Annotated in this window: 1 protein-coding gene; it reads left to right on the top strand. The window is 71.0% G+C overall.

All coding sequences use genetic code 11. The features are described 5' to 3' along the window. Positions 1 to 105 precede the first annotated feature (105 nt). Positions 106 to 26,679, top strand: coding sequence for a type I polyketide synthase (locus tag ACSHWB_RS27650; protein ID WP_439656204.1), 26,574 nt, complete (start codon positions 106 to 108; stop codon positions 26,677 to 26,679). Positions 26,680 to 26,708 lie beyond the last annotated feature (29 nt).

Here is a 26,708-nt window from a genome sequence, read left to right on the forward strand (position 1 = left end):
AGGGGCACCCCTCGCCGCAGGGGTGCCCCTGTCCGTTTCTAGGGGTATGCCAGGCGCTCGGACGCGAGGATTCCTGACAGGTCGCGTCTCGAGATGGGTTGTGGGATGGACAACGAACAGAAGCTCCGGGACTATCTCCGCCGGGCCAGCACGGACCTGCAGCGCACCAAGCGGCGCCTGCAGGATCTCGAGGCGGCCGCGGCGGAACCGATCGCCGTGGTCGGCATCGGCTGCCGCTTCCCCGGCGGTGTGCGGAGTCCCGAAGATCTGTGGCAGATGGTCGTGAACGGGGACCACGGCATCCGTGCCTTCCCCACCGATCGCGGCTGGGATCCGGAGATGCTCGCCCTGTCGTCCAGCGACCAGGGCGGTTTCCTCGAAGGGGCCGGCGACTTCGACGCCGACTTCTTCGGCATCTCGCCCCGCGAAGCCCTGGGCATGAACCCGCAGCAGCGCGTGCTGCTGGAGGTCACCTGGGAGGCCCTGGAACGCGCGGGCATCGACCCGCACGCGCTGAAGGGCACCTCCACGGCCGTCTTCGCGGGCGCGATGAACCAGGACTACCAGCTCGGCCCCGGCGAGGGCGGCGAGGGCATGGTCCTGCTCGGCTCCTCGAACTCGGTCATCTCGGGCCGCATCTCCTACACCCTGGGCTTCGTCGGCCCGTCCGTCACCCTGGACACCGCCTGCTCTTCTTCTTTGGTGGCAATGCACCTGGCGATGCAGTCACTGCGCGCCGGTGAGTCGACGCTGGCGTTGGCCGGCGGCGTCACCGTCATGGCGAACCCCGCGACCTTCGTGGAGTTCTCGCGCCAGGGCGGCCTGTCCTCGGACGGCCGCTGCCGCTCGTTCGCCGACGCGGCCGACGGCACGGGCTGGGCCGAGGGCGTCGGCATGCTCGTGCTGGAGCGGTTGTCGGACGCGCGGGCGAACGGCCACGAGGTGCTGGCCGTCTTGCGCGGTTCCGCCGTCAACCAGGACGGCGCCTCCAACGGCCTGACCGCCCCGAACGGCCCGTCGCAGCAGCGGGTCATCAAGTCCGCGCTGGTGAACGCGCGCCTGACCAGCGACCAGATCGACGTGGTCGAGGCGCACGGCACCGGCACCGTCCTGGGCGACCCGGTCGAGGCGCAGGCGCTCCTGGCGACCTATGGTCGCAACCGCTCCCCTGAGCAGCCGCTGCTGCTGGGGTCGGTGAAGTCGAACATCAGCCACACGCAGGCCGCGGCGGGCGTGGCGGGTGTCATCAAGATGATCATGGCGATGCGCGCCGGTGTCGTGCCGCAGACGCTGGGGGTGGACGCGCCGTCCACGCACGTCGACTGGGAGGCCGGTGCGGTTCGGCTGGTCACCTCGAACACGCCTTGGCCTGCCACCGGTCAGCCTCGTCGTGCGGCCGTGTCGTCGTTCGGGCTGTCTGGGACGAACGCGCACACGATCATCGAGGAAGCGCCCGCCCAGGAATTGTCAGACCTGCCTGAGATGATGGGGATGGGGGGTGGATCCCCCCAGGGGGCCGGTGAATCCGTATCGATTCCGAACGAGGGCGCCGCGTCTGACCAGGCCGAAGCCCTACCGGTGCCGAGTGCCGGAGCCGTGCCGTTCCTGATCTCGGGCCGCTCCCGCGAGGCGTTGCGCGCCCAGGCCGAACGACTGCTCGCGGTCGACGCCGAACCGCTCGACCTCGCCTACTCCCTCGCCACCACCAGAGCCTCGTTCGACCACCGCGCCGCGATCGTCGGCGACCTCCGCACCGGCCTCGAAGCCCTCCTCGACGGCACCCCCGCCCCCGGCCTCGTCCAGGGCACCGCCACCCGGGCAAAACAGGCCTTCCTCTTCACCGGCCAGGGCGCCCAGCGCCTGAACATGGGCCGCGACCTCCACCAGCGCTTCCCGGTCTTCGCCGAGGCGTTCGACGAGGTCCTCAGCCACCTGGCGCCGTCCCTCAAAACCGTCATCTGGGGCGACGACGAGGAAGCCCTCAACCGGACCGAGAACACCCAGCCGGCGCTGTTCGCCATCGAGGTCGCCCTCTACCGCCTGGCCGAGTCCTGGGGCCTGAAGCCGGACTTCGTCGCCGGCCACTCCATCGGCGAGATCGCCGCCGCCCACATCGCAGGCGTGTTCAGCCTCGAAGACGCGGCCAAACTGGTCACGGCACGCGCGAGCCTCATGCAGAACCTCCCGGCCGGCGGCGTCATGATCGCCCTCCAGGCCACCGAGGACGAGGTCACCCCGCACCTGACCGCGAACGTCTCCATCGCCGCCGTCAACGGCCCTGCCAGCATCGTCATCGCGGGCGCCGAAGAGGAAACCCGAACCGTCGCAAGCCACTTCGAAGACCGCAAGACCAAGCAGCTCAGCGTCTCCCACGCGTTCCACTCGCCGCTGATGGAGCCGATGCTCGAAGAGTTCCGGGCAACCGTAGAAACCATCACCTTCGAAGCACCGATCATCCCGCTGATCTCCAACGTCACCGGCGAACAGGCCCGCGTCGAGCAGATCACCACCGCCGACTACTGGGTCTCGCACGTCCGCGAGGCCGTCAGGTTCGCCGACGGCATCAGCTGGCTGCAGACCCACGGCGTCACGCAGTTCCTGGAGATCGGCCCGGACGGCATCCTGTCCGCGCTGGTCGAAGAGGGCTCCATCCCGTTGCTGCGCAAGGGCCGCGACGAGGTCGAGGCCATCACCACCGCACTCGCCGGCCTGCACGTCCGCGGCACCAAGGTCGACTGGACCGCCTACTTCGAGCGGACGAACGCGAAGCGCGTCGACCTGCCGACCTACGCGTTCCAGGCCAAGCGTTACTGGCCCAAGGGCGGCGGCGGTTTCCACGACCCGCGCGCCGCCGGACTCGGTGCGGCGCAACACCCCCTGCTCACCGCCACCGTGTCGTTCGCCGACCAGGACGGTGCGCTGCTCACCGGCCGCCTCACCCGGCAGACCCACCCGTGGCTGGTCGATCACGCCGTGCGCGGCGCGGTCCTGTTGCCCGGCACCGCTTATCTGGAGCTCGCGATCCGCGCCGGCGACGAGGTCGGCTGCGACCGCGTCGAGGAGCTCACGCTGACCGCGCCGCTGATCGTCCCCGAACGCGGCGGCGTCCAGGTGCAGCTGTGGATCGGCAACGCCGACGCGAACGGCCGCCGCACCGTCAAGATCTACTCGCGCGCCGAGGGCTCCGACGACGAACCGTGGACCCAGCACGCGATCGGCGTGCTCGGCGCGCCCGCGCGGGACCTCTCCTTCGACACCACCGTGTGGCCGCCCGCCGGCACCACCGCGCTGGACACCGAGGGTTGCTACGAGAACTTCGCCGCGATGGGCTTCGAGTACGGGCCCGTCTTCCAGGGACTGCAACACGCCTGGCGTGGCGAGGACGGCGTCGTCTACGCCGAGGTCGCGCTGCCCGAGGGCGTCGACCCGGCAGGGTTCGGCCTGCACCCGGCACTGCTCGACGCCGCCCTGCACGCCGCGATCGTCTCCGGCGAGGGCGAGGCCGGGCTGCCGTTCTCGTGGGAGGGCGTGTCGCTGCACGCGACCGGCGCCTCCTCGCTGCGCGTCCGCCTGACCCGTTCCGGCGACAACGCCTACGCCATCGCCGCCGTCGACGGTGCCGGTGCGCCGGTGGCGTCGGTCGACTCGCTGGTCGTGCGCCCGGTCGCGGCACAGTCCACTGCGGACCGCGACTCGCTCTTCAAGGTCGACTGGGTGCCGGTGACGGTGCCCGATGCGGACGCCGACGTCCTGATCGTTCCCTTGCAGGGGAACGAGGACGTCGTCGCATCGGTCCACGAACTGACGGAGCGCGTCCTCGGCCTCCTGCAGGAAGAGCGCGACGAACGCGTCGTGTTCGTGACGAGCAGCTCGGACCTCGCGTCCGCCGCGGTCTGGGGTTTGGTGCGTTCGGCGCAGTCCGAGTCGCCTGGCCGCTTCTCGCTGATCGAGCTGGACGGCACGGAGGCCTCCCAGGCCGCCCTCGCCGCGGCCGCCGGATCCGACGAGCCGCAGCTGGCGTTGCGCGACGGCGAGGTCTACGCGCCGCGCCTGGCCCGCGCCGAGATCGAGGAGACGCCGATCGACTGGGGCCGGCAGGTCCTGATCACCGGCGGCACCGGCGGCCTGGGCAAGGTCATCGCCCGGCACCTGGTCGCCGAGCACGGCGTCCAGAACCTCCTGCTGGTCAGCCGTCGCGGCACGGGTGACGTGTCGGACCTGGAAGCGTTGGGCGCCACCGTCTCCGTCGTCGCCTGTGACGTCGCGGACGCCGACGCGCTCGCCGCCCTCGTTGCCGAGCACGAGATCTCCTCGGTCGTGCACAGCGCGGGTGTGCTGGACGACGGCGTGATCTCGTCGCTGACCCCGGAGCGCCTGCACACGGTGCTGCGTCCCAAGGTCGACGCCGCCTGGAACCTCGCGCAGGCGCTGCCTTCGGTGCCGCTGGTGCTGTTCTCGTCGCTCGCCGGCACCTGGGGCACGCCCGGCCAGGCGAACTACGCCGCCGGCAACCACTTCCTCGACGCCCTGGCGGAGTTCCGCCCGAACACCGTCTCGCTGGCGTGGGGCGCCTGGGCCGTCGAGGGCATGCTGTCCGACGCGGACGCCGAACGCATGGCGCGCACCGGAATGCCGCCGCTGACCGTCGAGCAGGGCCTCACCCTGTTCGACCGCGGTGTCGCCGCCCAGACTCCGGTGCTGGTGCCGGCCCGCCTCGACCTGGCGACGCTGCGGCAGCGCGGCGAGGTGCCGCCGTTGCTGCGCGGCCTGATCCGCATGCGCACGCGCCGTGCGGCCTCGGGTTCGGAGACCGCGGACACGTTGATCCGCCGCCTGTCGGTGCTGGGCGCGGAGGAACGCTCGGACGCCGTGCTGGACCTCGTCCGAGGTCAGGTCGCGGCCGTGCTCGGCCACGCGTCCGGTGACGAGATCGAGCCGTCCCGCCAGTTCCAGGACCTGGGCTTCGACTCGCTCACCGCCGTCGAGCTGCGCAACCAGCTGACCGCGGTGACGGGCCTGCGCCTGCCCGCGACGATGGTGTTCGACTACCCGACGCCCGACGCGCTGTCCGCCCATCTGCTGGAAGAGCTGTTCGACGGCGAGACGGACGTCGTCGTGCCGGCACAGGTTCGTGCCGCCACGTCGGACGACCCGATCGTGATCGTCGGCATGGGCTGCCGCTACCCGGACGGCATCGGCTCGGCCGACGACCTGTGGCGGCTGGTGTCCGAGGGCGGCGACGCCGTGTCGGGCCTGCCGTCCAACCGCGGCTGGGACCTCGAGAACCTCTACCACCCCGACCCCGACCACCCCGGCACGACGTACTCGCGCTCCGGTGGCTTCCTGCACGACGCGGGCGAGTTCGACGCCGGCTTCTTCGGCATGTCCCCCCGCGAGGCCCTCGGCACGGACTCGCAGCAGCGCATCCTGCTGGAGGTCGTGTGGGAGGCGATCGAGCACGCCGGGATCGACCCGGTCTCGTTGCGCGGCACGCAGACCGGCGTGTTCGCGGGCGTCATGTACAACGACTACGGCGCACGGCTGGCCGGTGGTGACTTCGAGGGCTTCCAGGGCTCCGGCACCTCACCGTCCATTGTGTCCGGACGCGTCTCCTACACCCTGGGCCTGGAAGGCCCCGCGGTCACCGTCGACACCGCGTGCTCGTCGTCGCTGGTCGCGATGCACTGGGCGATGCAGGCGCTGCGGGCGGGGGAGTGCTCGCTGGCGCTCGCCGGCGGTGTGACGGTCATGTCGACGCCGACCGCGCTGGTCGAGTTCTCCCGGCAGCGCGGCCTCTCGCCGGACGGCCGCTGCAAGGCGTTCTCCGACTCGGCCGACGGTGTCGGCTGGTCCGAGGGCGCCGGTGTCGTGGTGCTGGAACGTCTCTCCGACGCCGTGCGCAACGGACATCCCGTGCTGGCCGTGATCCGCGGCTCCGCGGTGAACCAGGACGGTGCCTCCAACGGCCTCATGGCCCCGAACGGGCCCGCCCAGCAGCGCGTGATCCGCGCCGCGCTGGCGAACGCCGGCCTGGCGACGTCCGATGTGGACGTCGTGGAGGCGCACGGCACCGGCACGACCCTGGGCGACCCGATCGAGGCCCAGGCCCTGCTGGCCACCTATGGCCAGAACCGCACGGAACCCCTGCTGCTCGGCTCGGTGAAGTCGAACATGGGCCACACGCAGGCCGCCGCCGGTGTGGCGGGCGTGATCAAGATGGTGCAGGCGATGCGCCACGGCGTGCTGCCGCAGACCCTCCACGTCACGTCCGCCTCCTCGCACGTCGACTGGTCCGAGGGCGCCGTCGAACTGCTGACCTCGCCGCGTGCCTGGCCTGAGGCCGACCGTCCGCGCCGTGCGGGTGTCTCGTCGTTCGGCATCTCCGGCACCAACGCGCACATCATCATCGAGCAGCCGCCGTCCGCGGAGGCCGCGCCGTCCGAGCCTTCCTCGGTCGTCGTACCGGTGGTGCTGTCCGGCCGCACTCGCCGTGCCGTGCGGGGACAGGCCGCGCGTCTGCGTTCCTACGTCGAGTCGTCCGACGTCTCGTTGCACGACTTGGCTTTCTCGCTCGCGACGACGCGTTCGGCGTTCGAGCAGCGGGCGGCCGTGGTGGCCTCTGATCGTGAGTCGCTGCTGCGGGCGCTGGGTGCGCTGGCGACGGAGAACTCCGACGCCGCCCTGGTGGAGGGCGAGACCGCGCCGGGCAAGGTGGCGTTCCTGTTCTCCGGACAGGGTTCGCAGCGCTTGGGCATGGGCCGCGAGCTGTACGCCCGCTACCCGGTGTTCGCCTCGGCACTGGACGAGGTGCTCGACCGGATGCCCGTCCGCGACGTGATGTGGGGGTCCTCCGAGGAGGACCTGCGGCAGACCGGCAACGCCCAGCTCGCGCTGTTCGCGTTCGAGGTCGCGCTGTTCCGGCTCGTGCGGTCGTGGGGTGTGAAGGTCAACGCCGTCGTCGGCCACTCGATCGGCGAGGTCGCCGCCGCGCACGTGGCGGATGTGCTGTCCCTGGACGACGCCTGCACGCTCGTGTCGGCGCGTGCCCGGCTGATGCAGGCACTGCCTGTGGGCGGCGCGATGGTGGCCCTGCAGGCGACGGAGGCCGAGGTCACCCCGCTGCTGACGGCCGGTGTCTCCATCGCTGCGATCAACGGCCCGGAGTCGGTGACGATCGCCGGCGTCGAAGCGGAAGTCCTTGCCGTCGTCGCGCACTTCGGCGGCCGCAAGACCAAGCAGCTGGACGTCTCGCACGCCTTCCACTCGCCGCTGATGGACCCGATGCTCGACGAGTTCCGCCAGGTGGTCGAGGGGCTTTCGTTCGCCGAGCCGACGATCCCGCTGTTCGCCGGTGGGACGGTGCACGAGTCCGGCTACTGGGTGCGCCACGTCCGCGAGGCCGTCCGCTTCCACGACGCGGTCGAGGCTGCTCGTGCCGCCGGTGTCACGACGTTCGTGGAGATCGGTCCCGAGGGCGCGCTGTCGGCGCTCGTCGACGGCGCGATCCCGGTGCTGCGCAAGGACCGCTCGGAAGAGGCCTCGGTCGCCCTGGCGCTGGGACGTCTCTACGCGACCGGTGTGTCCGTGGACTGGAAGACCTACTTCGGCCCATCGCAGCGGGTCGCGCTGCCGACCTATGCGTTCCAGCACGAGTATTACTGGCCGCTGGGCTCCACGACTCCGGCCGTGACGGACACGGACGCGGACCCGGCCGACGCCAAGCTGTGGGCGGCCATCGAACGCGGCGACGCCCGTGAGCTCGCGGCCCTGCTGCGGCTCGGCGAGGAGCAGAGCGCGTCGCTGGACTCCCTCATCCCGGCGCTGTCGTCGTGGCGTGCGGGCAACCAGGAGAAGTCGCTGCTCGACTCGTGGCGCTACCGCGTGCTGTGGGCACCGGTCCGCGTCACGGGCACGCCGGTCCTGTCCGGCCGCATCACCGTCTTCACGACCCCGGCCGTCGACGCCGAGCCCTACCGCGCGGTGCTCGCCGCCCACGGCGCCGAGGTCACCGTCGTCACCGCTGTCGCCGACGTGCCCGAGTGCGACCTGATCGTGTCGCTGGCGGCGCTCGACGAGTCGCCCTCCGACGTCCTCACGGCCGGGCTGGAGCAGTCGATCCTGCTGGTCAAGGCCGTCGAGACGCCGATCTGGACCGTGACGTCCGGTGCCGTCGCCGCCGAGACCTCGGACGAGGTCAGGTCCGCCGCGCAGGCCGCGGTCTGGGGCTTCGGCCGTGCCGCCGCCCTCGAGTACCCGCAGCGCTGGGCCGGTCTGATCGACGTGCCCGAGGTGCTCGACGAGAACTCGTTGCGCCGCTTCGTCTCCTGCATCGCCGGACTCGAGGGCGAGGACCAGCTCGCCGTCCGCTCGTCCGGTGTCCTGGGACGACGTCTCGCGCACCGCCCGGTCGACGCGCTGCCGTCGGACTACGCCGCGCACGGCACGGTGCTGATCACCGGCGGCACCGGTGGTCTCGGTGCCACGACCGCGAAGTGGCTGGCGGAGCGCGGGGTTCAGAACCTCGTGCTGACCTCTCGCCGTGGTATGGACGCTCCCGGCGCCGCCGAACTCAAGTCGGCACTGGAAGAGCTCGGCCCACGCGTGTCCATTGTGGCCTGTGACGTCGCCGACCGCGACGCGCTGGCAGCGGTCATCGCATCCATCACCGATCTGTCCGGTGTCGTGCACACCGCCGGTGCCGCGCAGCACGCCCCGCTCGAACTGACCGAGCTGCCGGAGTTCGCGAACGTCCTGTCCGCCAAGGTGATCGGCGCCGCGAACCTCGACGCGTTGGTGGGCGAGGTCGACTTCTTCGTGCTGTTCGGCTCGATCGCGGGCGTGTGGGGCAGCGGCGGCCAGGCCGCCTACGGTGCCGCGAACGCCTACTGCGACGCACTCGCCGAGGCCCGCCGCTCCCGTGGGCTGCGCGCGACGTCGATCGCGTGGGGCCCGTGGGCCGAGGTCGGCATGGCCACGCACGAGGCCATGTCCGACAACCTCGCGCGCCGCGGCCTCACGTTCCTGAAGCCCGATCAGGCCGTCGTGGAACTGAACCGCGCCGTGATGCACGATGACACGTGCGTCACCGTCGTGGACATCAACTGGGACACCTACTTCCCGTTGTTCACCTCGGTCCGCCCGGCGCCGCTGCTGTCCGACCTGCCCGAGGTCAAGGCCCTCGCGGTCGTCGAGGAGGTCAAGCGCGACGACTCGGAGTTCGCGAAGAACCTGCGTGCACTGTCCGAAGAGGACCAGAAGCGCAAGCTCGTCGAGCTGGTGCGCACCGAGGCCGCCGCGACGCTGGGCCACACCTCGATCGAGGAGGTGGGGGAGAGCAGGGCGTTCCGCGACATCGGTTTCGACTCGCTGACCGCCGTCGAGCTGCGCAAGAAGCTGTCCGACGCCACCGGTCTGCCGTTGCCCGCCACCCTCGTCTTCGACTACCCGACCCCCGTCGTGCTCGCCGAGCACCTGCTGGCCGAACTCCTCGGCTCGGCAGAGGAAGCACTGACCTACACGGCGAACACCGACTCGGACGAGCCGATCGCGATCGTCGGCATGAGCTGCCGCTTCCCCGGCGACGCGAACACCCCCGAGGCGTTCTGGGAGATGGTGCTCGCCGGCACCGACGCGATCACGGAGTTCCCGGCGGACCGCGGCTTCGACATGGCGCAGATGTACGACCCGGACCCCGACCGCCCCGGCACCACCTACACCACCGCCGGCGGCTACCTGCCGGACGCGGGTGACTTCGACCCGGCGTTCTTCGGCATCAGCCCGCGCGAGGCCACCGGTATGGACCCGCAGCAGCGCCTGCTGCTCGAGACCACCTGGGAGGCCGTCGAACGCGCGGGCATCGACCCGGCGGCGTTGCGCGGCAAGAAGGTCGGCGCGTTCATCGGCTCCTCCTACATCGAGTACGGAGGCGGTGACGGCGGCTCCGAGGGCTACCAGGTCACCGGCAGCTCGCCATCGGTGCTCTCAGGTCGCGTCGCCTACGTGTTCGGCTTCGAAGGCCCGGCCGTCACCGTCGACACCGCCTGCTCTTCTTCTTTGGTGGCAATGCACCTGGCGTGCCAGTCACTCCGCACGGGCGAGTCTGCGTTCGCCGTCGCCGGCGGCGCGACGATCATGCCGAACCCGAAGCCGCTGATCGCGTTCTCCCGCCAGCGCGCCCTCGCGAAGGACGGCCGCTGCAAGTCGTTCTCCGACACCGCGGACGGCATGACGCTGTCCGAGGGCATCGGCATGCTCCTGCTGATGCGCCAGTCCGACGCGCTCGCCGCCGGGCACCGCGTCCTGGCGGTGATCCGCGGCTCGGCCGTGAACCAGGACGGCGCCTCGAACGGCCTGTCCGCCCCGAACGGCCCGTCGCAGCAGCGCGTCATCATGCAGGCCCTCGCCAACGCCAGCGTGACCACGGCCGACATCGACGCTCTGGACGCGCACGGCACCGGTACGTCACTGGGCGACCCGATCGAGGCCCAGGCCCTGTTCAACACCTACGGACGCGACCGCGACGCCGACCGCCCGCTGCTGCTGGGCTCGGTGAAGTCGAACATCGGCCACACCCAGTCCGCCGCGGGTGTCGCGTCCGTCATCAAGATGGTCATGGCGTTGCAGCACGGCGTTCTGCCCCGCACGCTGCACGCGGCCGAGCCGTCCACGCACGTCGACTGGAGTCCCGGCACCATCGCGCTGCTGCAGGACACGACGGCATGGCCTGAGACCGGCCGTGCCCGCCGTTGCGCCGTGTCGTCGTTCGGTATCAGTGGCACGAACGCGCACGTGATCTTGGAATCCCCGGCTGGTCCGGAATTGTCAGACCTGCCTGAGATGATGGGGATGGGGGGTGGATCCCCCCTGGGGGCCGGCGAATCGGAATCGATTCCGCCGAACGGAGCAGTGCTGGGGCAGGTCGGGGCGGCACCGTGGCTCGTGTCCGCCAAGTCCGACTCCGCCCTCCGCGCCCAACTCGAAGGCATCCGCGCGGTCGACGCCGACCCGGCCGACATCGCCTACAGCCTCACCCTCCGCCCAAGCTTCGACCACCGCGCCGCCCTGATCGACGGCACCGACACCAGGGGCATCGCCGACCTGGAGCGCAAGGTCGCGTTCATCTTCCCCGGCCAGGGCTCGCAATGGGTCGGCATGGGCGCGCAACTCCTCGACGAGTCGCCGATCTTCGCCGCCCGCATGGCCGAGTGCGCCGCGGCCCTGCAGCCCAACACCGACTGGAACCTCCTCGACGTCATCCGCAACCACGGCAGCCTCGACCGAGTCGACGTGGTCCAGCCCGCGAGCTGGGCGATGATGGTGTCGCTCGCCGAGGTCTGGAAGCACCACGGCGTCACCCCGGACGCCGTCATCGGCCACTCCCAGGGCGAGATCGCCGCGGCAGCGGTCTCGGGCGCACTCAGCCTCGAGGACGCCGCCAAGGTCGTCGCCCTGCGCAGCCAGGCCATCGGCCGCGTCATGTCGGGCCGCGGCAGCATCGTGTCCATCGGCCTGTCCGCCCAAGAAGTCCAGCCCCACCTCGAAGAATGGGGCGACCGCCTCAGCCTCGCCGCCACCAACGGCCCGCGCAGTGTCGCCGTCTCCGGTGACCTGGAGGCGCTGGACGCGTTCTGCGGCAAGCTGGTCGAGCAGGGCGTGCGGGTCCGCCGCATCGAGGTCGACTACGCCTCGCACTCGGCCCAGGTCGAGGACATCCGCGAGGACGTGCTCAACGACCTCGCCACCATCACCCCGCTCACCCCGCACACGAAGTTCCTCTCCACCGTCACCGGCGAGTGGAACGACGCGAACACCGACGCCGAGTACTGGTTCACGAACCTCCGCCAGACCGTGCACCTCCACGAAGCCGTCGAGCAGCTGATCGGCGCGGGCCACCAGATGTTCGTCGAGGTCAGCTCGCACCCGGTCCTCACGCCGGGCGTGCAGGACGCGCTGGAGGGCAAGCGCGGTGTCGTCACCGGCACGCTGCGCCGCGACATCGGCGGCCTGCAGCGCGTTCTGCAGTCGCTGGCCGAGGTCTGGGTCCGCGGCTACCCCGTCCAGTGGCACCTCACCGGCACCCGCGTCGACCTGCCCACCTACCCGTTCCAGCACGAGCGCTTCTGGATCGGCCCGCCCCAGCACCCCGTCGCGGCACCCGACTCCGACCCGGCCGACAACGCGTTCTGGCAGGCCGTCGAACAGTCCGACCTCGCCACCCTCACCCAGAGCCTGCACCTCGACGAGGCCACCCTCGCCGCGGTCCTGCCCGCGCTGAACACCTGGCGCCAGAGCAGCCGTGACCAGTCCACGACGGACTCCTGGCGCTACCGCACGACGTGGAAGCCGTTGCGCGGACTCGACAACGGCAAGCTCACCGGCACCACGACCGTCATCACCACCGACGCCATCGACGACACCGACGTCATCGCCGCGCTCGGCGACGTGCACCGAATCGTCCTCAACGCCGATGACGACCGCGCCTCGATCACGGCCAAGCTCAGCGAGAGCACGGATCGCATCGTTTCGTTGCTGCCCACCGACGAGAGCCCCGGAACCCTAGGCCTGCCAACAGGTCTGCTGCTGACCGTCCACCTGATCAACGCCCTCGGCGACGCCGGCGTCAACGCCCCGGTCTGGAACGTCTCCCGCAACGCCCTGTCCACGGGCCGCGCGGACACCGTCGACCACCCGGCGCAGGTGCAGGCGATCGGCATCGGCTGGACCGCCGCGCTGGAGCACCCGCAACGCTGGGGCGGCTCCATCGACCTGCCGGAGCGGCTCGACCAGCGCGCGGCACACCGGTTCGTCTCGGCACTGGCCAACGCGGGCGACGAGGACCAGCTCGCGATCCGCACGTCCGGCACGCTCGCCCGCCGTGTCGTCCGGGCCCCCGCACGTCCCGCCGGCCCGGACTGGACCCCGCGCGGCACCACGATCATCACCGGCGGCACCGGCACCCTCGGCCCGCACGTCGCTCGTTTCTTCGCCCACAAGGGCGCCGAGCACCTGGTGCTGACCAGCCGCCGCGGCCTCGACGCCCCCGGCGCCCGAGAGCTCGTCGCGGAACTGGAGGAACTCGGCACGCCCACCACGGTCGTCGCCTGCGACATCGCGAAACGCGACGACGTCGAACGCATGCTGAACGACCTGCGCGCGGAAGGCCGCGAGATCCGTTCGGTCGTCCACACCGCCGCGGTGATCGGCCTGCACTCGATCGACGGGTCCACTGTGGAGGGTCTGAGCGAGATCCTCGCCGCCAAGGTCGACGGCGCCGCCCACCTGGACGCGCTGCTGACCGAGGACCTCGACGCGTTCGTGCTGTTCTCGTCCATCTCGGGTATGTGGGGCTCGGGCAACCACGCGTCCTACGTGGCCGGCAACGCCTACCTGAACTCGCTGGCCGCCAACCGCCGCGCCCGCGGACTCAGGTGCACCTCGGTCTCGTGGGGCATCTGGTCCGACGACATCGGCCTCGGCCGTGTCGACACCGACCAGATCCGCCGCAGCGGCTTGGAGTTCATGAAGGCACGGCTGGCGCTCGCCGGTCTGCAGCGCGCGATCGAGGACGACGAGACCGAGATCGCCATCGCGAACATCGCGTGGGAGCGTTATCACCCGGTCTTCACGGCGATGCGCCCGTCGACGCTCTTCGAGGAACTGCCCGAGGTTCGCGCCCTCGCCGTCGCGGCCGAGCAGACCACGTCCTCCGACAACGACCTCGCGGCCAGGCTCAGGACCCTGCCGCCCGCCGAACGCGAACAGCAGCTGCTCGAACTCGTCCGCGCCGAGGCGGCGTCCGTGCTGGGCATGGCCTCGACCGACGCGCTGACCGAGCACAGGGCGTTCCGCGAGGTCGGCTTCGACTCGATCACCGCCGTCGACCTGCGCAACAAGCTCGCCGCCGCAACGGGTCTGACGCTGCCGACCACGATGGTGTTCGACCACCCGAGCCCGCTCGCGCTGACCGAGTTCCTGCTCGGCGAACTGCTCGGCGCCGACACCCCGGCGACCACCCAGGTGATCGCCTCGGCGGCGTCCGACGAGCCGATCGCGATCATCGGCATGGCCTGCCGCTACCCCGGAGGCGTTGCCACACCGGAAGACCTGTGGAACGTCGTGATGAACGGCGTCGACGCGATCTCCGGCTTCCCCGCCGACCGCGGCTGGGACGGCGACTCGCTCTACAACCCCGACCCGGACGCCCCCGGCGGCGCCTACTCGGTGCAGGGCGGCTTCCTGCACGACGTCGCGGACTTCGACCCCGGTTTCTTCGGCATCAGCCCGCGCGAGGCCCTGTCGATGGACCCGCAGCAGCGCCTCCTGCTCGAGACCGCCTGGGAGTCCATCGAACGCGCCGGCATCGACCCGCAGTCGCTCAAGGGAACCCTGACCGGCGCCTTCATCGGCGCCTCCTACCAGGACTACTCGGCGGGCGGCTCCGACCAGCCCGGCGACGAGGGCCACATGATCACCGGCACGCTCTCCAGCGTGCTGTCCGGCCGCGTCTCCTACCTGTTCGGCCTGGAGGGCCCCGCCGTCACCCTCGACACGGCCTGCTCCTCCTCCTTGGTGGCACTGCACCTGGCCTGCCAGTCCCTGCGCGACGGTGAGTCGTCCCTGGCCTTGGCCGGCGGCGTCTCGGTCATGGCGACGCCGGGCGCGTTCGTCGGCTTCTCCCGGCAGCGAGCGCTCGCGAAGGACGGCCGCTGCAAGGCCTACTCCGACGCCGCCGACGGTATGACCCTCGCCGAGGGCGTGGGTCTGGTGCTGTTGGAGCGGGTGTCCGACGCGGTCCGCAACGGCCACCGCATCCTGGCCGTCGTGCGCGGCTCCGCGGTGAACCAGGACGGTGCCTCCAACGGCCTCACCGCCCCGAACGGCCCGTCACAGCAACGAGTGATCCGCCAGGCCCTCGCCAACGCGCGCCTCGAACCGTCCGAAGTGGATGCCGTCGACGGGCACGGCACCGGCACGGCCCTGGGCGACCCGATCGAGGCCCAGGCGCTGCTCGCGACCTACGGCCAGAACCGCACGCAACCACTGCTGCTCGGCTCCATGAAGTCGAACATCGGCCACACCCAGATGGCCTCGGGTGTCGCGTCCATCATCAAGATGGTGCTCGCACTGCGGGCCGGTGTGCTGCCCCGGACCCTGCACGTCGACCAGCCGTCGACGAAGGTCGACTGGTCCTCGGGCTCCATCAAGCTCCTCGCCACCGAGGAGTCGTGGCCGCAGACTGACCACCCGAAGCGCGCGGGCATCTCGTCGTTCGGCCTGTCCGGCACGAACGCCCACGTGGTGCTCGAAGAAGCCCCGGCTCAGGCGGCTCCGCAGGAAGAGCAGCTGAACGGTGCGGTGCCGGTGCCGGTACTGCTGTCGGCCCGCGCGGACGAGGCCCTCAAGCAGGTCGCCGGCCGCCTCGTCGACGTCGACGCGGACCTCACCGACCTGGCCGCGTCGCTGGCCACCAAGCGCTCCACGTTCGAACGGCGAGCCGTCGTCATCGCCCGTGACCGCGACGAACTGGTCCGCGGCTTCACGGCACTGCGCGACGACCAGCCGGACAGCTCCGTGGTGCGGGGCCAGACCACGCGCGGCCGCACGGCGTTCCTGTTCACCGGCCAGGGCTCGCAGCGCCTCGGCATGGGCCGCGACCTGTACGAGCGCTACCCGGTGTTCGCCGACGCCCTCGACGCCGTCTGCGCCTACCTGGACGCGGACCTCGACCGCCCCCTGCGCGACGTGATGTGGGGCGACGAACAAGCCCTCGACCAGACCGGCTACGCCCAGCCCGCGATCTTCGCGGTCGAGGTCGCCCTCTACCGGCTCGTCGAGTCGTGGGGCGTCACCCCGGACTACCTGGCGGGCCACTCCATCGGCGAGATCGCCGCCGCACACGTCGCCAATGTCCTCAGCCTCGACGACGCGTGCGCCCTGATCTCCGCCCGCGCCCGCCTCATGCAGGCGTTGCCGACCGGCGGCGCCATGATCGCCGTCCAGGCGACAGAAGCCGACATCACGCCGCTGCTGACGAGCCGCGTCTCGATCGCCGCCGTCAACGGCCCGGCCAGCATCGTGATCGCCGGCGACGAGGCCGAGACCGAGGCCATCGCGGCCCGGTTCGCGAAGACCAAGCGGCTCAAGGTCAGCCACGCGTTCCACTCGCCGCTGATGGAGCCGATGCTCGACGAGTTCCGCGGTGTCGTCGAGGGGCTTTCGTTCAACAACCCGACGATCCCTGTGCTGACCGCTGGAATTGTTCACCAGCCCGACCACTGGGTCCGGCACGTCCGCGACGCCGTCCGGTTCGCCGACGTCGTCACGCAGCTGGAGAGCAAGGGCGTGCGGGCGTTCCTGGAGCTCGGCCCGGACGGCGTGCTCACCGGCATGGCACAGGAGTCGCTCACCGAAGAGGCGGTCCTGGTCCCCGCACTGCGCCGCGACCGCGACGAGGTAGTCACGCTGCTGACCGCACTGGCGGGCCTGCACGTGCGCGGCACGACCGTCGACTGGGCCGCGTACTTCGCGGGCGCCGGCGCCGAGGTCGAGCTGCCGACGTACCCGTTCCAGCACCAGCGCTTCTGGCCGGAGCCCGTCGCTGCGGCAGTCGCCGAAGGAGACTTCGTCGACGACGACTTCTGGGCTGCGGTCGAACGCGAGGACTTCACCGCACTGGCGCAGTGGCGTTCGCGCAACCAGAAGTCCACTGTGGACTCCTGGCGCTACGCCGTCACCTGGAAGCCGATCACCGCACAATCGACCCTCACCGGCCCGTGGCTGGTCCTCACCGACCACGACGCGTCCGACCTGATCGACGCGCTGGGCGTCGAGACCGTCGTGGTCAACGCGACCACGCGATCCGAGCTCGCCGAGCAGGTCCGCGGCGACTACGCCGGTGTGCTGTCGCTGCTCGCGATCAACGCCGACGCCGAAGACGCACTGGTCCGCACTTCCGTTGTCGTGCAGGCACTCGGCGACGCCGGACAGGACGCCCCGCTGTGGGTGGCGACGCGCGGAGCCGTGTCGGTCGGCGGCGGCGAGCAGATCGCCGACCCGGACAGCGCCACGGTCTGGGGCCTCGGCCGCGTCATCGCGCTGGAGCACCCGACGCGCTGGGGCGGCCTGATCGACCTGCCCGCACAGCTCGACTGGAACACCGCGCGCCGCATCCCCGGCGTGCTGGCCGGCACGGGCGAGGACCAGGTCGCGGTGCGGCCGTCCGGCGTCTACGGCCGCCGTCTCATCCACAGCACCCCGAGTGCGCTGCACCGCGACTACCGGCCGGGCCGCGTGCTCGTCACCGGCGGCACGGGCGCGATCGGCAAGCAGGTCGCGCAGTGGTTGCTCGACCACGACGCCGAACAGGTCGTCCTGGTCAGCCGCACCGGAACCGCCGACTTCGACGACCCGCGCGTGCTCGTCAAGGCCTGCGACGTCGCCGACCGCGACGCTCTGGCAGCACTGCTCGCCGAGCACCCGGTCACGTCGGTCTTCCACGCGGCGGGTGTCGTCGAGGACGGCCTCGTCGAGTCGATGGACGCCACGTCGTTCACGAACCTGTTGCGCGCCAAGGTCCACGCGACCCGCAACCTGCACGAGCTCACGGAGAACCTCGACGCGTTCGTGCTCTTCGCCTCGACCGCCGGTGTCATCGGCGGCGCGGGCCAGGGCAACTACGCCGCGGCCAACGCGTTCCTCGACACGTTCGCCGAACACCGCCGCCTGCAGGGACTTCCGGCCACCTCGGTGGCGTGGGGCCCGTGGGGCGGGGCCGGCATGGCGGTCGCGGGCGGTGTCGCGGAACGCCTGAAGCGCGGCGGTTTCACACCGATGGAGCCCGCACTCGCTTTGCAGGCACTCCAACAGGCCATCGAGCACGGCGACGCGGCCGTGCTGGTCGCCGAGATCGACTGGGAAAGGTTCCTGCCCGCGCTCGCCGGTCTGCGCCCGGCACCGCTGGTCGGCGACCTGCCTGAGGTCAAACGTTTCCACACCACGGAAAAGGTCGTCGAGAACGAGCAGCCGCAGTTCCGCAAGGCACTGGCTGGCCTGTCGAAGGCCGAGCGCAACCGCGCCGTGCTGGACCTGGTGCGCGGCCAGATCGCCGCGGTCCTGGGCCACGGCAACGCCTCCGACGTCGACCCGGACCGCGCGTTCCTCGACCTGGGCTTCGACTCCCTGACCACGCTGGAACTCCGCAACCGCCTGCAGGTCGCCACCGAACTGACGCTGCCGGCGTCGTTGCTCTACGACTACCCGACCCCCTACGACCTGGCGGACTTCCTGTTGGGCGAGGTCGGCGACGTGCCCGCCGAGGTGATCACGCAGCGCGTCGACGACGACCCGATCGCGATCGTCGGCATCGGTTGCCGCTTCCCCGGCGGCGTGACGTCCCCGGAGGCGTTCTGGGACCTGGTCTCCTCCGGCGGCGACGGCATCAGCTCGTTCCCCTCCGACCGAGGCTGGGACCTGGCCGCGCTGGGCGCCGGTGCGTCGGCGTCGCTGGAGGCCGGTTTCCTGAACGGCGTCGCGGACTTCGACGCGCACTTCTTCGGCATCTCGCCGCGGGAAGCGCTCGCGATGGACCCGCAGCAACGCCTGGTGCTGGAAACCGCATGGGAGGCGTTGGAGCGCACGGGCATCGACCCGCTGTCGCTGAAGGGCAGCGCGACGGGCGTGTTCGTCGGCACCAACGGCCAGGACTACGAGAACGTCCTGCGCCGCTCGCTCGATCCGGACATCCAGGGCTACCTGGCGACCGGCAACACGGCGTCGGTGATGTCCGGCCGCCTCTCCTACGTCCTCGGACTCGAAGGACCCGCGGTCACCATCGACACGGCCTGCTCGTCGTCGTTGGTCGCGATGCACTGGGCGATGCGCGCGCTCCGTTCCGGTGAGTGCTCTCTCGCTCTCGCGGGCGGCGTCAGCGTGATGTCGAGCCCCGACTCGTTCGTCGAGTTCACCACCCAGGGCGGCCTCGCCCCGGACGGCCGCTGCAAGGCCTTCGCCGACGGCGCCGACGGCACGGCGTGGTCCGAGGGCGCGGGCATCCTCGTGCTGGAACGCCTGTCCGACGCGCTCGCCGCCGGTCACGAGGTGCTGGCCCTGGTGCGCGGCTCCGCCGTCAACTCCGACGGCGCCTCGAACGGCCTGACGGCCCCGAACGGCCCCTCGCAGCAGCGCGTCATCCGCCGCGCTCTCGCGGACGCCGGTCTGTCCGTGGGCGATGTGGACGCTATCGAGGCACACGGCACCGGCACGACCCTCGGCGACCCGATCGAGGCGCAGGCGCTCCTCGCGACGTTCGCCGACCGCTCCGAACCGCTCTACCTGGGCTCGGTGAAGTCGAACATCGGCCACTCGCAGGCCGCCGCGGGTGTCGCGGGCGTGATCAAGATGGTCGAGGCGATGCGCCACGGCGTGCTGCCCCGCACCCTGCACGTGGACGCGCCGACCTCGCACGTCGACTGGACGTCGGGCCCGGTCTCGCTGCTCACGGAGAACACGGCCTGGCCTTCCGCGGGCCGCCCACGCCGCGCGGGCGTCTCGGCGTTCGGCCTGTCCGGCACCAACGCCCACGTGATCTTGGAAGCCCCGGACGCTCAGGAACTGTCAGACCCCGATGAGATGATTGGAGTGGGGACTTCGCGTCCCCCCAAGGGGGCTCCCGTCGTTGTCTCGGCGAAGTCCTCCGCTTCGCTGCGCGCTCAGGTCGACCAGATCCGCGCGATCGACGCCGACCAGTTCGACCTCGCGTTCTCGGCGGCCACGACGCGGGCGCAGTTCGCGCACCGTGCGTTGCTGATCGACGGTGTCGAAGTCACGAGCGGTGTGGCGCGCAAGGCGGGCACGACGGCGTTCCTGTTCACCGGCCAGGGCTCGCAGCGCCTCGGCATGGGCCGCGACCTGTACGAGCGGTTCGGCACCTTCCGGGACGCGCTCGACGAGGTGCTCGCCCACCTCGACCCGGAACTGAAGAGCATCATCTGGGGCGAGGACGAGGAGCAGCTCAACCAGACCGGCACCACCCAGCCCGCGCTGTTCGCGATCGAGGTCGCGCTCGCCAGGCTCGTGCAGAGCCTCGGCGTCCTGCCCGACCACGTCGCCGGGCACTCCATCGGCGAGATCGCGGCCGCGCACATCGCCGGGGTGCTCACGCTCGAAGACGCCGCGAAGCTCGTCACCGCCCGCGCCGCACTCATGCAGGCACTCCCGGCCGGTGGCGCGATGGTCTCCGTCCTCGCCACCGAGACCGAGGTGCGCAAACAGCTCGGCAAGTCCAAGAAGGTGTCGATCGCCGCGGTCAACGGCCCGAACAGCGTCGTCATCGCGGGCGACAAGGCACAGGTCCAGAAGATCGCCAAGAAGTTCGAGAAGACCAAGCAGCTCACGGTCAGCCACGCGTTCCACTCGCCGCTGATGGACCCGATGCTGGACGACTTCCGGGCGGCGATCACCGGTATCACGCTGACCCCGCCGCGCATCCCGATGGCCACCACCGGCGACGTCACGACCGTCGACTACTGGGTCAACCACGTCCGCGACACGGTCCGCTTCCACGACAACGTCCAGAGCCTGGGCAACGTCGACACGTTCGTCGAGATCGGCCCGGATGGCGTGCTCGCCGCGATGGTCGACGGAGCCGTTGCCACACAACGCAAGGACCGCGACGAGGTCAGCGCGTTCGCGCTCGCGCTCGGCACGCTGCACGTCCGCGGCGCCGAGGTCGACTGGCCCGAGTACTTCGCCGGCACCAACGCCAAGCGCATCCCGCTGCCCACCTACGCGTTCCAGCGCGAGCGCTTCTGGCCCACGACGACGCCGAAGTCCGTCACCGACGACTGGCTGTACGAGGTCGTGTGGGAGAAGCAGCAGGTCACCACCACGACCGACGGCACCTGGCTCGCGATCGGGGACACCACGGGATTCGCCGGCACCACCGTCACGGACCTCGTGCCCGGCGACTACGCCGGCGTGATCTCGGTCGGCGGCACCAGCCCGTTCGAGATCCTGAACCTCCTGGCCGACAACAACATCACCGCCCCGCTGTGGTGTGTCAGCGACGAACCCGCCGTCTGGGGCGAGGGCCGCGTCGCCGCGCTGGAACAGCCGGAACGCTGGGGCGGCCTCATCCGCGTCGAGACCGACACGTGGGCCGTTCCGCGTCAGGAACAGGAAGTCGGCTTCCACACCGAAGGCACGTTCGTGCCACGACTGCGCCGCATCGAGGCCACGACGCCGTGGACCCCGACCGGCAAGATCCTGCTCGTCGGCGCGGAAGGGCCGATGGGCGAGCAGCTCAGGGCGCTGGAGAACACCACCGAGACGCTCACGGACGACGTCACCGCGGTCATCCACCTCGGCGGCGCGGACTCGCTGCGGCAGCTCGACGAGCAGCTGGGCGACCGCGACCTGGAAGCGTTCGTGGTCTTCGGTTCCGTTGCCGGCACGTGGGGTTTCCGCGGCCAGGCCCAGCAGGCCGCTCACAGCGCGATCGTCGAGGAGTTCGCGCGGCAACGGCGAGCGCGTGGCCTCAAGGCGACCTCCATCGCGTTCTCGCCGTGGGAGGGCACGACCGACCAGAGCATGACCGCGCACCTGCGGATGAGCGGCATCCCGGTCCTCGACGCCCCGAACGCCATCGCCGCGCTGCACAGTGCTGTCGCGAGTGGACGGACGAACGTCGTCGTCGCGAACGTCGACTGGGACACGTTCCAGCAGAGCAACAAGCTGTTCAGCGGGTTCGTGCAGAAGAAGGCGGTCGTCGAACCGGTTCTGAAGCAGACGATCGAGAGGCTGCCCGAGTACGAACGTCACGGCGCGTTGCTCACGCTCGTCCGCGAGAAGGCCGCGCTGGTGCTGGGACACAATGGGATCGACGCGATCGAGCCGGGTGTTCCGTTCCGCGACCTCGGTTTCGACTCGCTCACCGCCGTCGACCTGCGCAACCAGATCCAGACCGAGTCCGGCCTGCAGCTCAGCGCCGCGCTGGTGTTCGACTACCCGACGCCCGACGAGCTCGCCGAGCACCTGCTCGCCGAGCTCCTGGGTGGCGTGGACGAGGTCGAGTTCGTCACCAGGACCCTGACCGACGACCCGATCGCCATCGTCGGCATGGCCTGCCGTTATCCCGGTGACGTGCGGTCGCCGGAGGACCTGTGGAAGCTGCTGCTCGACGGTGTCGACGCGATCGGGGAGTTCCCCGCCGACCGCGGCTGGGACCTCGCCACCCTCTACAGCGGACAGAGCGTCACCCGCAGCGGCGGCTTCCTCTACGACGTGCCGGACTTCGACCCGGACTTCTTCTCGATCTCGCCGCGTGAGGCGATGGTCATGGACCCGCAGCAGCGCATCGTGCTCGAAACCGCCTGGGAGGCGCTGGAACGGGCGGGCGTCGACCCGGCCACGATCCGCGGCAGCGTCACCGGTGTGTTCGTCGGTGGTGGCAGCGGCGAGTACCGGCCGTCACCGGAGGAGACCGGGCTCGAGTGGCAGACCGCGCAGTCCGCGTCGCTGCTGTCCGGCCGGCTCGCCTACACGTTCGGCCTGCAGGGACCGACGGTCTCGGTCGACACCGCGTGTTCATCGTCGCTGGTCTCGCTGCACCTCGCGGCCCAGGCGCTGCGCACCGGTGAGTGCGAGATGGCACTGGCCGGCGGTGTGTGCGTGATGTCGACGCCGGTCGGGTTCATCGAGTTCAGCGCTCAGGGCGCGCTGTCGGAGGACGGCCGCTGCAAGGCGTTCTCCGACGACGCCGACGGCACGGGCTGGGCCGAGGGTGTCGGCATGCTGGTGCTGGAGCGCCTGTCCGATGCCCAGCGCAACGGCCACGAGGTGCTCGCGGTCGTGCGGGGCTCGGCGATCAACTCCGACGGCGCGTCGAACGGGCTGACGGCTCCGTCCGGACCGGCCCAGCAGCGGGTCATCCGGCAGGCGCTGGCTGCCTCGGGGCTGCGTCCGTCCGATGTGGACGCGGTCGAGGCGCACGGCACCGGCACGAAGCTCGGCGACCCGATCGAGGCGCAGGCACTGCTCAACGTCTACGGTCAGGACCGGTCGGCGCCGCTGCTGCTCGGTGCGGTCAAGTCGAACATCGGCCACACGCAGGCGGCGTCCGGTGTGGCGGGCGTGATCAAGATGGTGATGGCGATGCGGGCGGGCGAACTGCCCCGCACGCTGCACGCCTCGACGCCCTCGTCGCACGTCGACTGGACCACCGGCGCGGTGCAGCTGCTGCAGGAACGCACGGCCTGGCCTGCCGTTGACCGTGCACGGCGCGCTGCGGTGTCGTCGTTCGGCGCCAGCGGCACCAACGCCCACGTGATCTTGGAGGCGCCTGGGGCGTCGGGGATCCCCCCAATTTCCAGCGTACCGGATGAAAGTGCTGGTCAAGGGGCCGCTGGGCGATCTGTGGACAACTCGGCGCCTGTGGACAACCCCGCGTTGCTGCCGGTGCTCGTGTCCGGCCGCACGCCGTCCGCGCTGCGTGATCAGGCCACGCGTCTGCTCGGTGTGGACGCGGATCTCGCCGACATCGCCCGGTCCGCGGCCACCACGCGGGCCTCGTTCGACCAGCGCGCCGTCGTGCTGGCGAGCACCCGCGAGGAGCTCACCGCCGCGCTGGCCGCACTGGCGTCCGACGTCCGCAACCCGCTCGTCGTCCGCGACGCGGTGGCGCGCTCCGGCAAGCTGGCGTTCCTCTTCGCCGGGCAGGGCTCGCAGCGCCTCGGCATGGGCCGCGACCTGTACGAGAGGTTCGGTACCTTCCGCGACGCGCTCGACGAGGTGCTCGCCCACCTCGCCCCGGAACTGAGGAGCATCATCTGGGGCGACGACCAGGACGCGCTCAACCTCACCGGCACCACGCAGCCCGCGCTGTTCGCCGTCGAGGTCGCGCTGTTCCGCCTCGCCGAGTCGTGGGGCCTCAAGCCCGACTTCCTGGCCGGCCACTCGATCGGCGAGATCGCGGCCGCGCACGCCGCCGGTGTGCTCAGCCTGGAGGACGCGGCGAAGCTCGTGACCGTCCGGTCGGCGCTGATGCAGGCGCTGCCCGAGGGCGGTGCGATGGTCGCGGTGCAGGCCAGTGAGGACGTCGTCCTGCCGCACCTCACCGATGGTGTCGTGATCGCAGCGGTCAACGGGCCCGAGTCGGTCGTGATCGCCGGACCGGAGAGCGCCGTCGTCGACATCGCGGAACGCTGGAAGGCCAAGCGTTTGCGCGTCTCGCACGCCTTCCACTCGCCGCTGATGGACCCGATGCTGGACGAGTTCCGGTCCACTGTGGAGTCGCTGACGTTCCACCAGCCGCGGATCCCCGTGGTGGCGGAAGGCGACGTGACCGACCCCGAGTACTGGGTCCGGCACGTGCGGGAGGCGGTGCGCTTCGCGGACAACGTCAAGATTCTCACCGGACGCGGCGTCACCACGTTCGTCGAGCTCGGCCCGGACGCCACGCTGTCCGGCCTGGTCGAGGGCATTCCGTTGCTGCGCAAGGACCGCGGCGAGGAGCAGTCGATCGTCACCGCGCTCGCCCGCCTGCACACCCGCGGCGTGAAGGTCGACTGGGCCGGGTTCTTCGGCGCACAGGGCCGCAAGATCACGCTGCCGACCTATGCGTTCCAGCACCAGCGGTTCTGGCCGTCGACCATGGCCGTCTCCGCGAAGCCCGCCGCGCCGGCGAACGACGACACGGCGTTCTGGGCCGCGGTCGAGGGTGAGGACTTCGGGTCGCTGCAGAACGTCCTGAGCGTCGACACCGACGCGCTGTCGCAGGTGCTGCCGGCGCTGCTCGACTGGCGCAAGCAGCGCACCGACCACGCGCTGGTCGACAGCTGGCGGCACCGCATCACCTGGAAGTCGCTGGACGCCAAGGGCTCCGGCGAACTGACCGGAACGTGGCTCGCGGTGACAGCGGGCCAGGACGACTGGACCGATGCCGTCATCGACGCGCTCGGCGTGAGCGTCGTGCGGGTCGACGTCACGGCCCCGGACCGCGAGGCCATCGCGGAGGAACTGCGTTCGCTGGGGACGTCGTTCACCGGTGTGCTGTCGCTGTTGGGACGCGCTGAAGCCGGTGAGGGCAGTGCGCCTGCCGGTGTGCTGCTGACGGCCGCGCTGATCCAGGCGCTCGGCGACGCGGGCGTCAACGCGCCGCTGTGGTGCGCGACCCGAGACGGAGCCGCCGTCAACGGGACGGTCTTCGAGGACCTGACGCAGGCCGCGATCCACGGCCTCGGCCGGGTCGTCACGCTGGAGCACCCCGAACGCTGGGGCGGTCTGGTCGACCTGCCGGCGGCGATCGACGACAGGGTCGCGAACGGGCTCACGTCCGTCCTCTCCGGACTCGACGGCGAGGACCAGGTCGCGGTGCGGGCCAACGGTGTGTTCGGCCGGCGGCTCGTCGCCGCACCGGCACCCGTTCCCGCGCAGGAGTGGCAGCCGCGCGGCACGGTCCTGATCACCGGCGGCACCGGCGCCCTCGGCGGTCACGTCGCCAGGACGCTCGCCCAGAACGGCGCCGAGCACCTGGTCCTGGTCAGCCGCAGCGGGCTGAACGCGCCGGGAGCGGACGAGCTGCGCACGGAGCTCGTCGGCCTGGGTGTCGACGTCACGATCGCCGCGTGCGACGTGGCCGACCGGAAGTCGTTGCAGGCAGTGCTTTCCGCGATTCCGCAGCCGTTGACGGGTGTCGTGCACACCGCCGGAATCATCGACGACGGCGTGCTGGACAAGATGACGCCGGAACGGTTCGAGGCGGTGTTCCGCAGCAAGGTCACCTCGGCGTTGCTGCTGGACGAGCTGACCTCCGACCTGGACGCGTTCGTGCTGTTCTCCTCCGCGTCGTCGTCGGTCGGCAGCCCCGGCCAGTCGAACTACGCGGCGGCGAACGCGATGCTCGACGCGCTCGCGGACCGCAGGCGGGGCAAGGGGCTCGCGGCGACGTCGATCGCCTGGGGCGCCTGGGGTGGCGGCGGCATGGCCGACACCGAGGACGCGTTGGCCAACGCCAAACGTGCCGGCATCGCCTCGATGGACCCGGTGCTGGCGTGCCTCGCCCTGCGGCAGCTCGTCGGCGAGGGACTGGCGACGGCGGTCGTGGCGGCGGTCGACAAGGGCCGGTTCTCCGGTGGGTTCAGGCCGAACCCGCTGCTCCGCGAGCTGGCAGTGGACACCACCGCCGAGGCCCCGGTCGCCGAGGGCGCGTTCCGCGAGAAGCTGCTGGCGCTGCCCGCGGCGAAGCGGTTCGACGAGGTGCTGGAGCTGGTGCGGACAAGGGCGGCCGAGGTGCTCGGGCAAGCCGACGTGGACGCCGTGCGCCCCGACCGGCCGTTCCGCGACCTCGGGTTCGACTCTCTCGCGGTCGTGGAGCTGCGCAACCAGCTCAACGCCGCCACCGGCCTGTCGCTGGCGTCGACGCTCGTGTTCGACCACCCGTCACCGGAGGAGCTCGCGACGCACGTGCTGACCGAGCTGATCCCGGACGTCGCCGAGGTCGACGCGGAGGAGTCGGAGATCCGCGGCCTGCTGGCGCGGGTGCCGCTCGCCCAGCTGCGCGAGCTCGGCGTGCTGGAACCGTTGATGCAGCTCCTCGGCAAGGGAACGGTTCAGGCGGACGAGGACATCGACGAGATGAGCGTCGACGACCTCATCCAGGCGGCGCTCGACGGCCACACCGACTGATCCGGATCGCCCGGCGGCCGGTCACTTCC

This window comes from Lentzea sp. HUAS TT2 (genome assembly GCF_051853195.1).
Lineage (GTDB): Bacteria > Actinomycetota > Actinomycetes > Mycobacteriales > Pseudonocardiaceae > Lentzea.

Coding starts and splice junctions, on each gene's coding strand:
- ACSHWB_RS27650 (WP_439656204.1), top strand. CDS start 106: ATGGACAACGAACAGAAGCTCCGGGACTATCTCCGCCGGGCCAGCACG.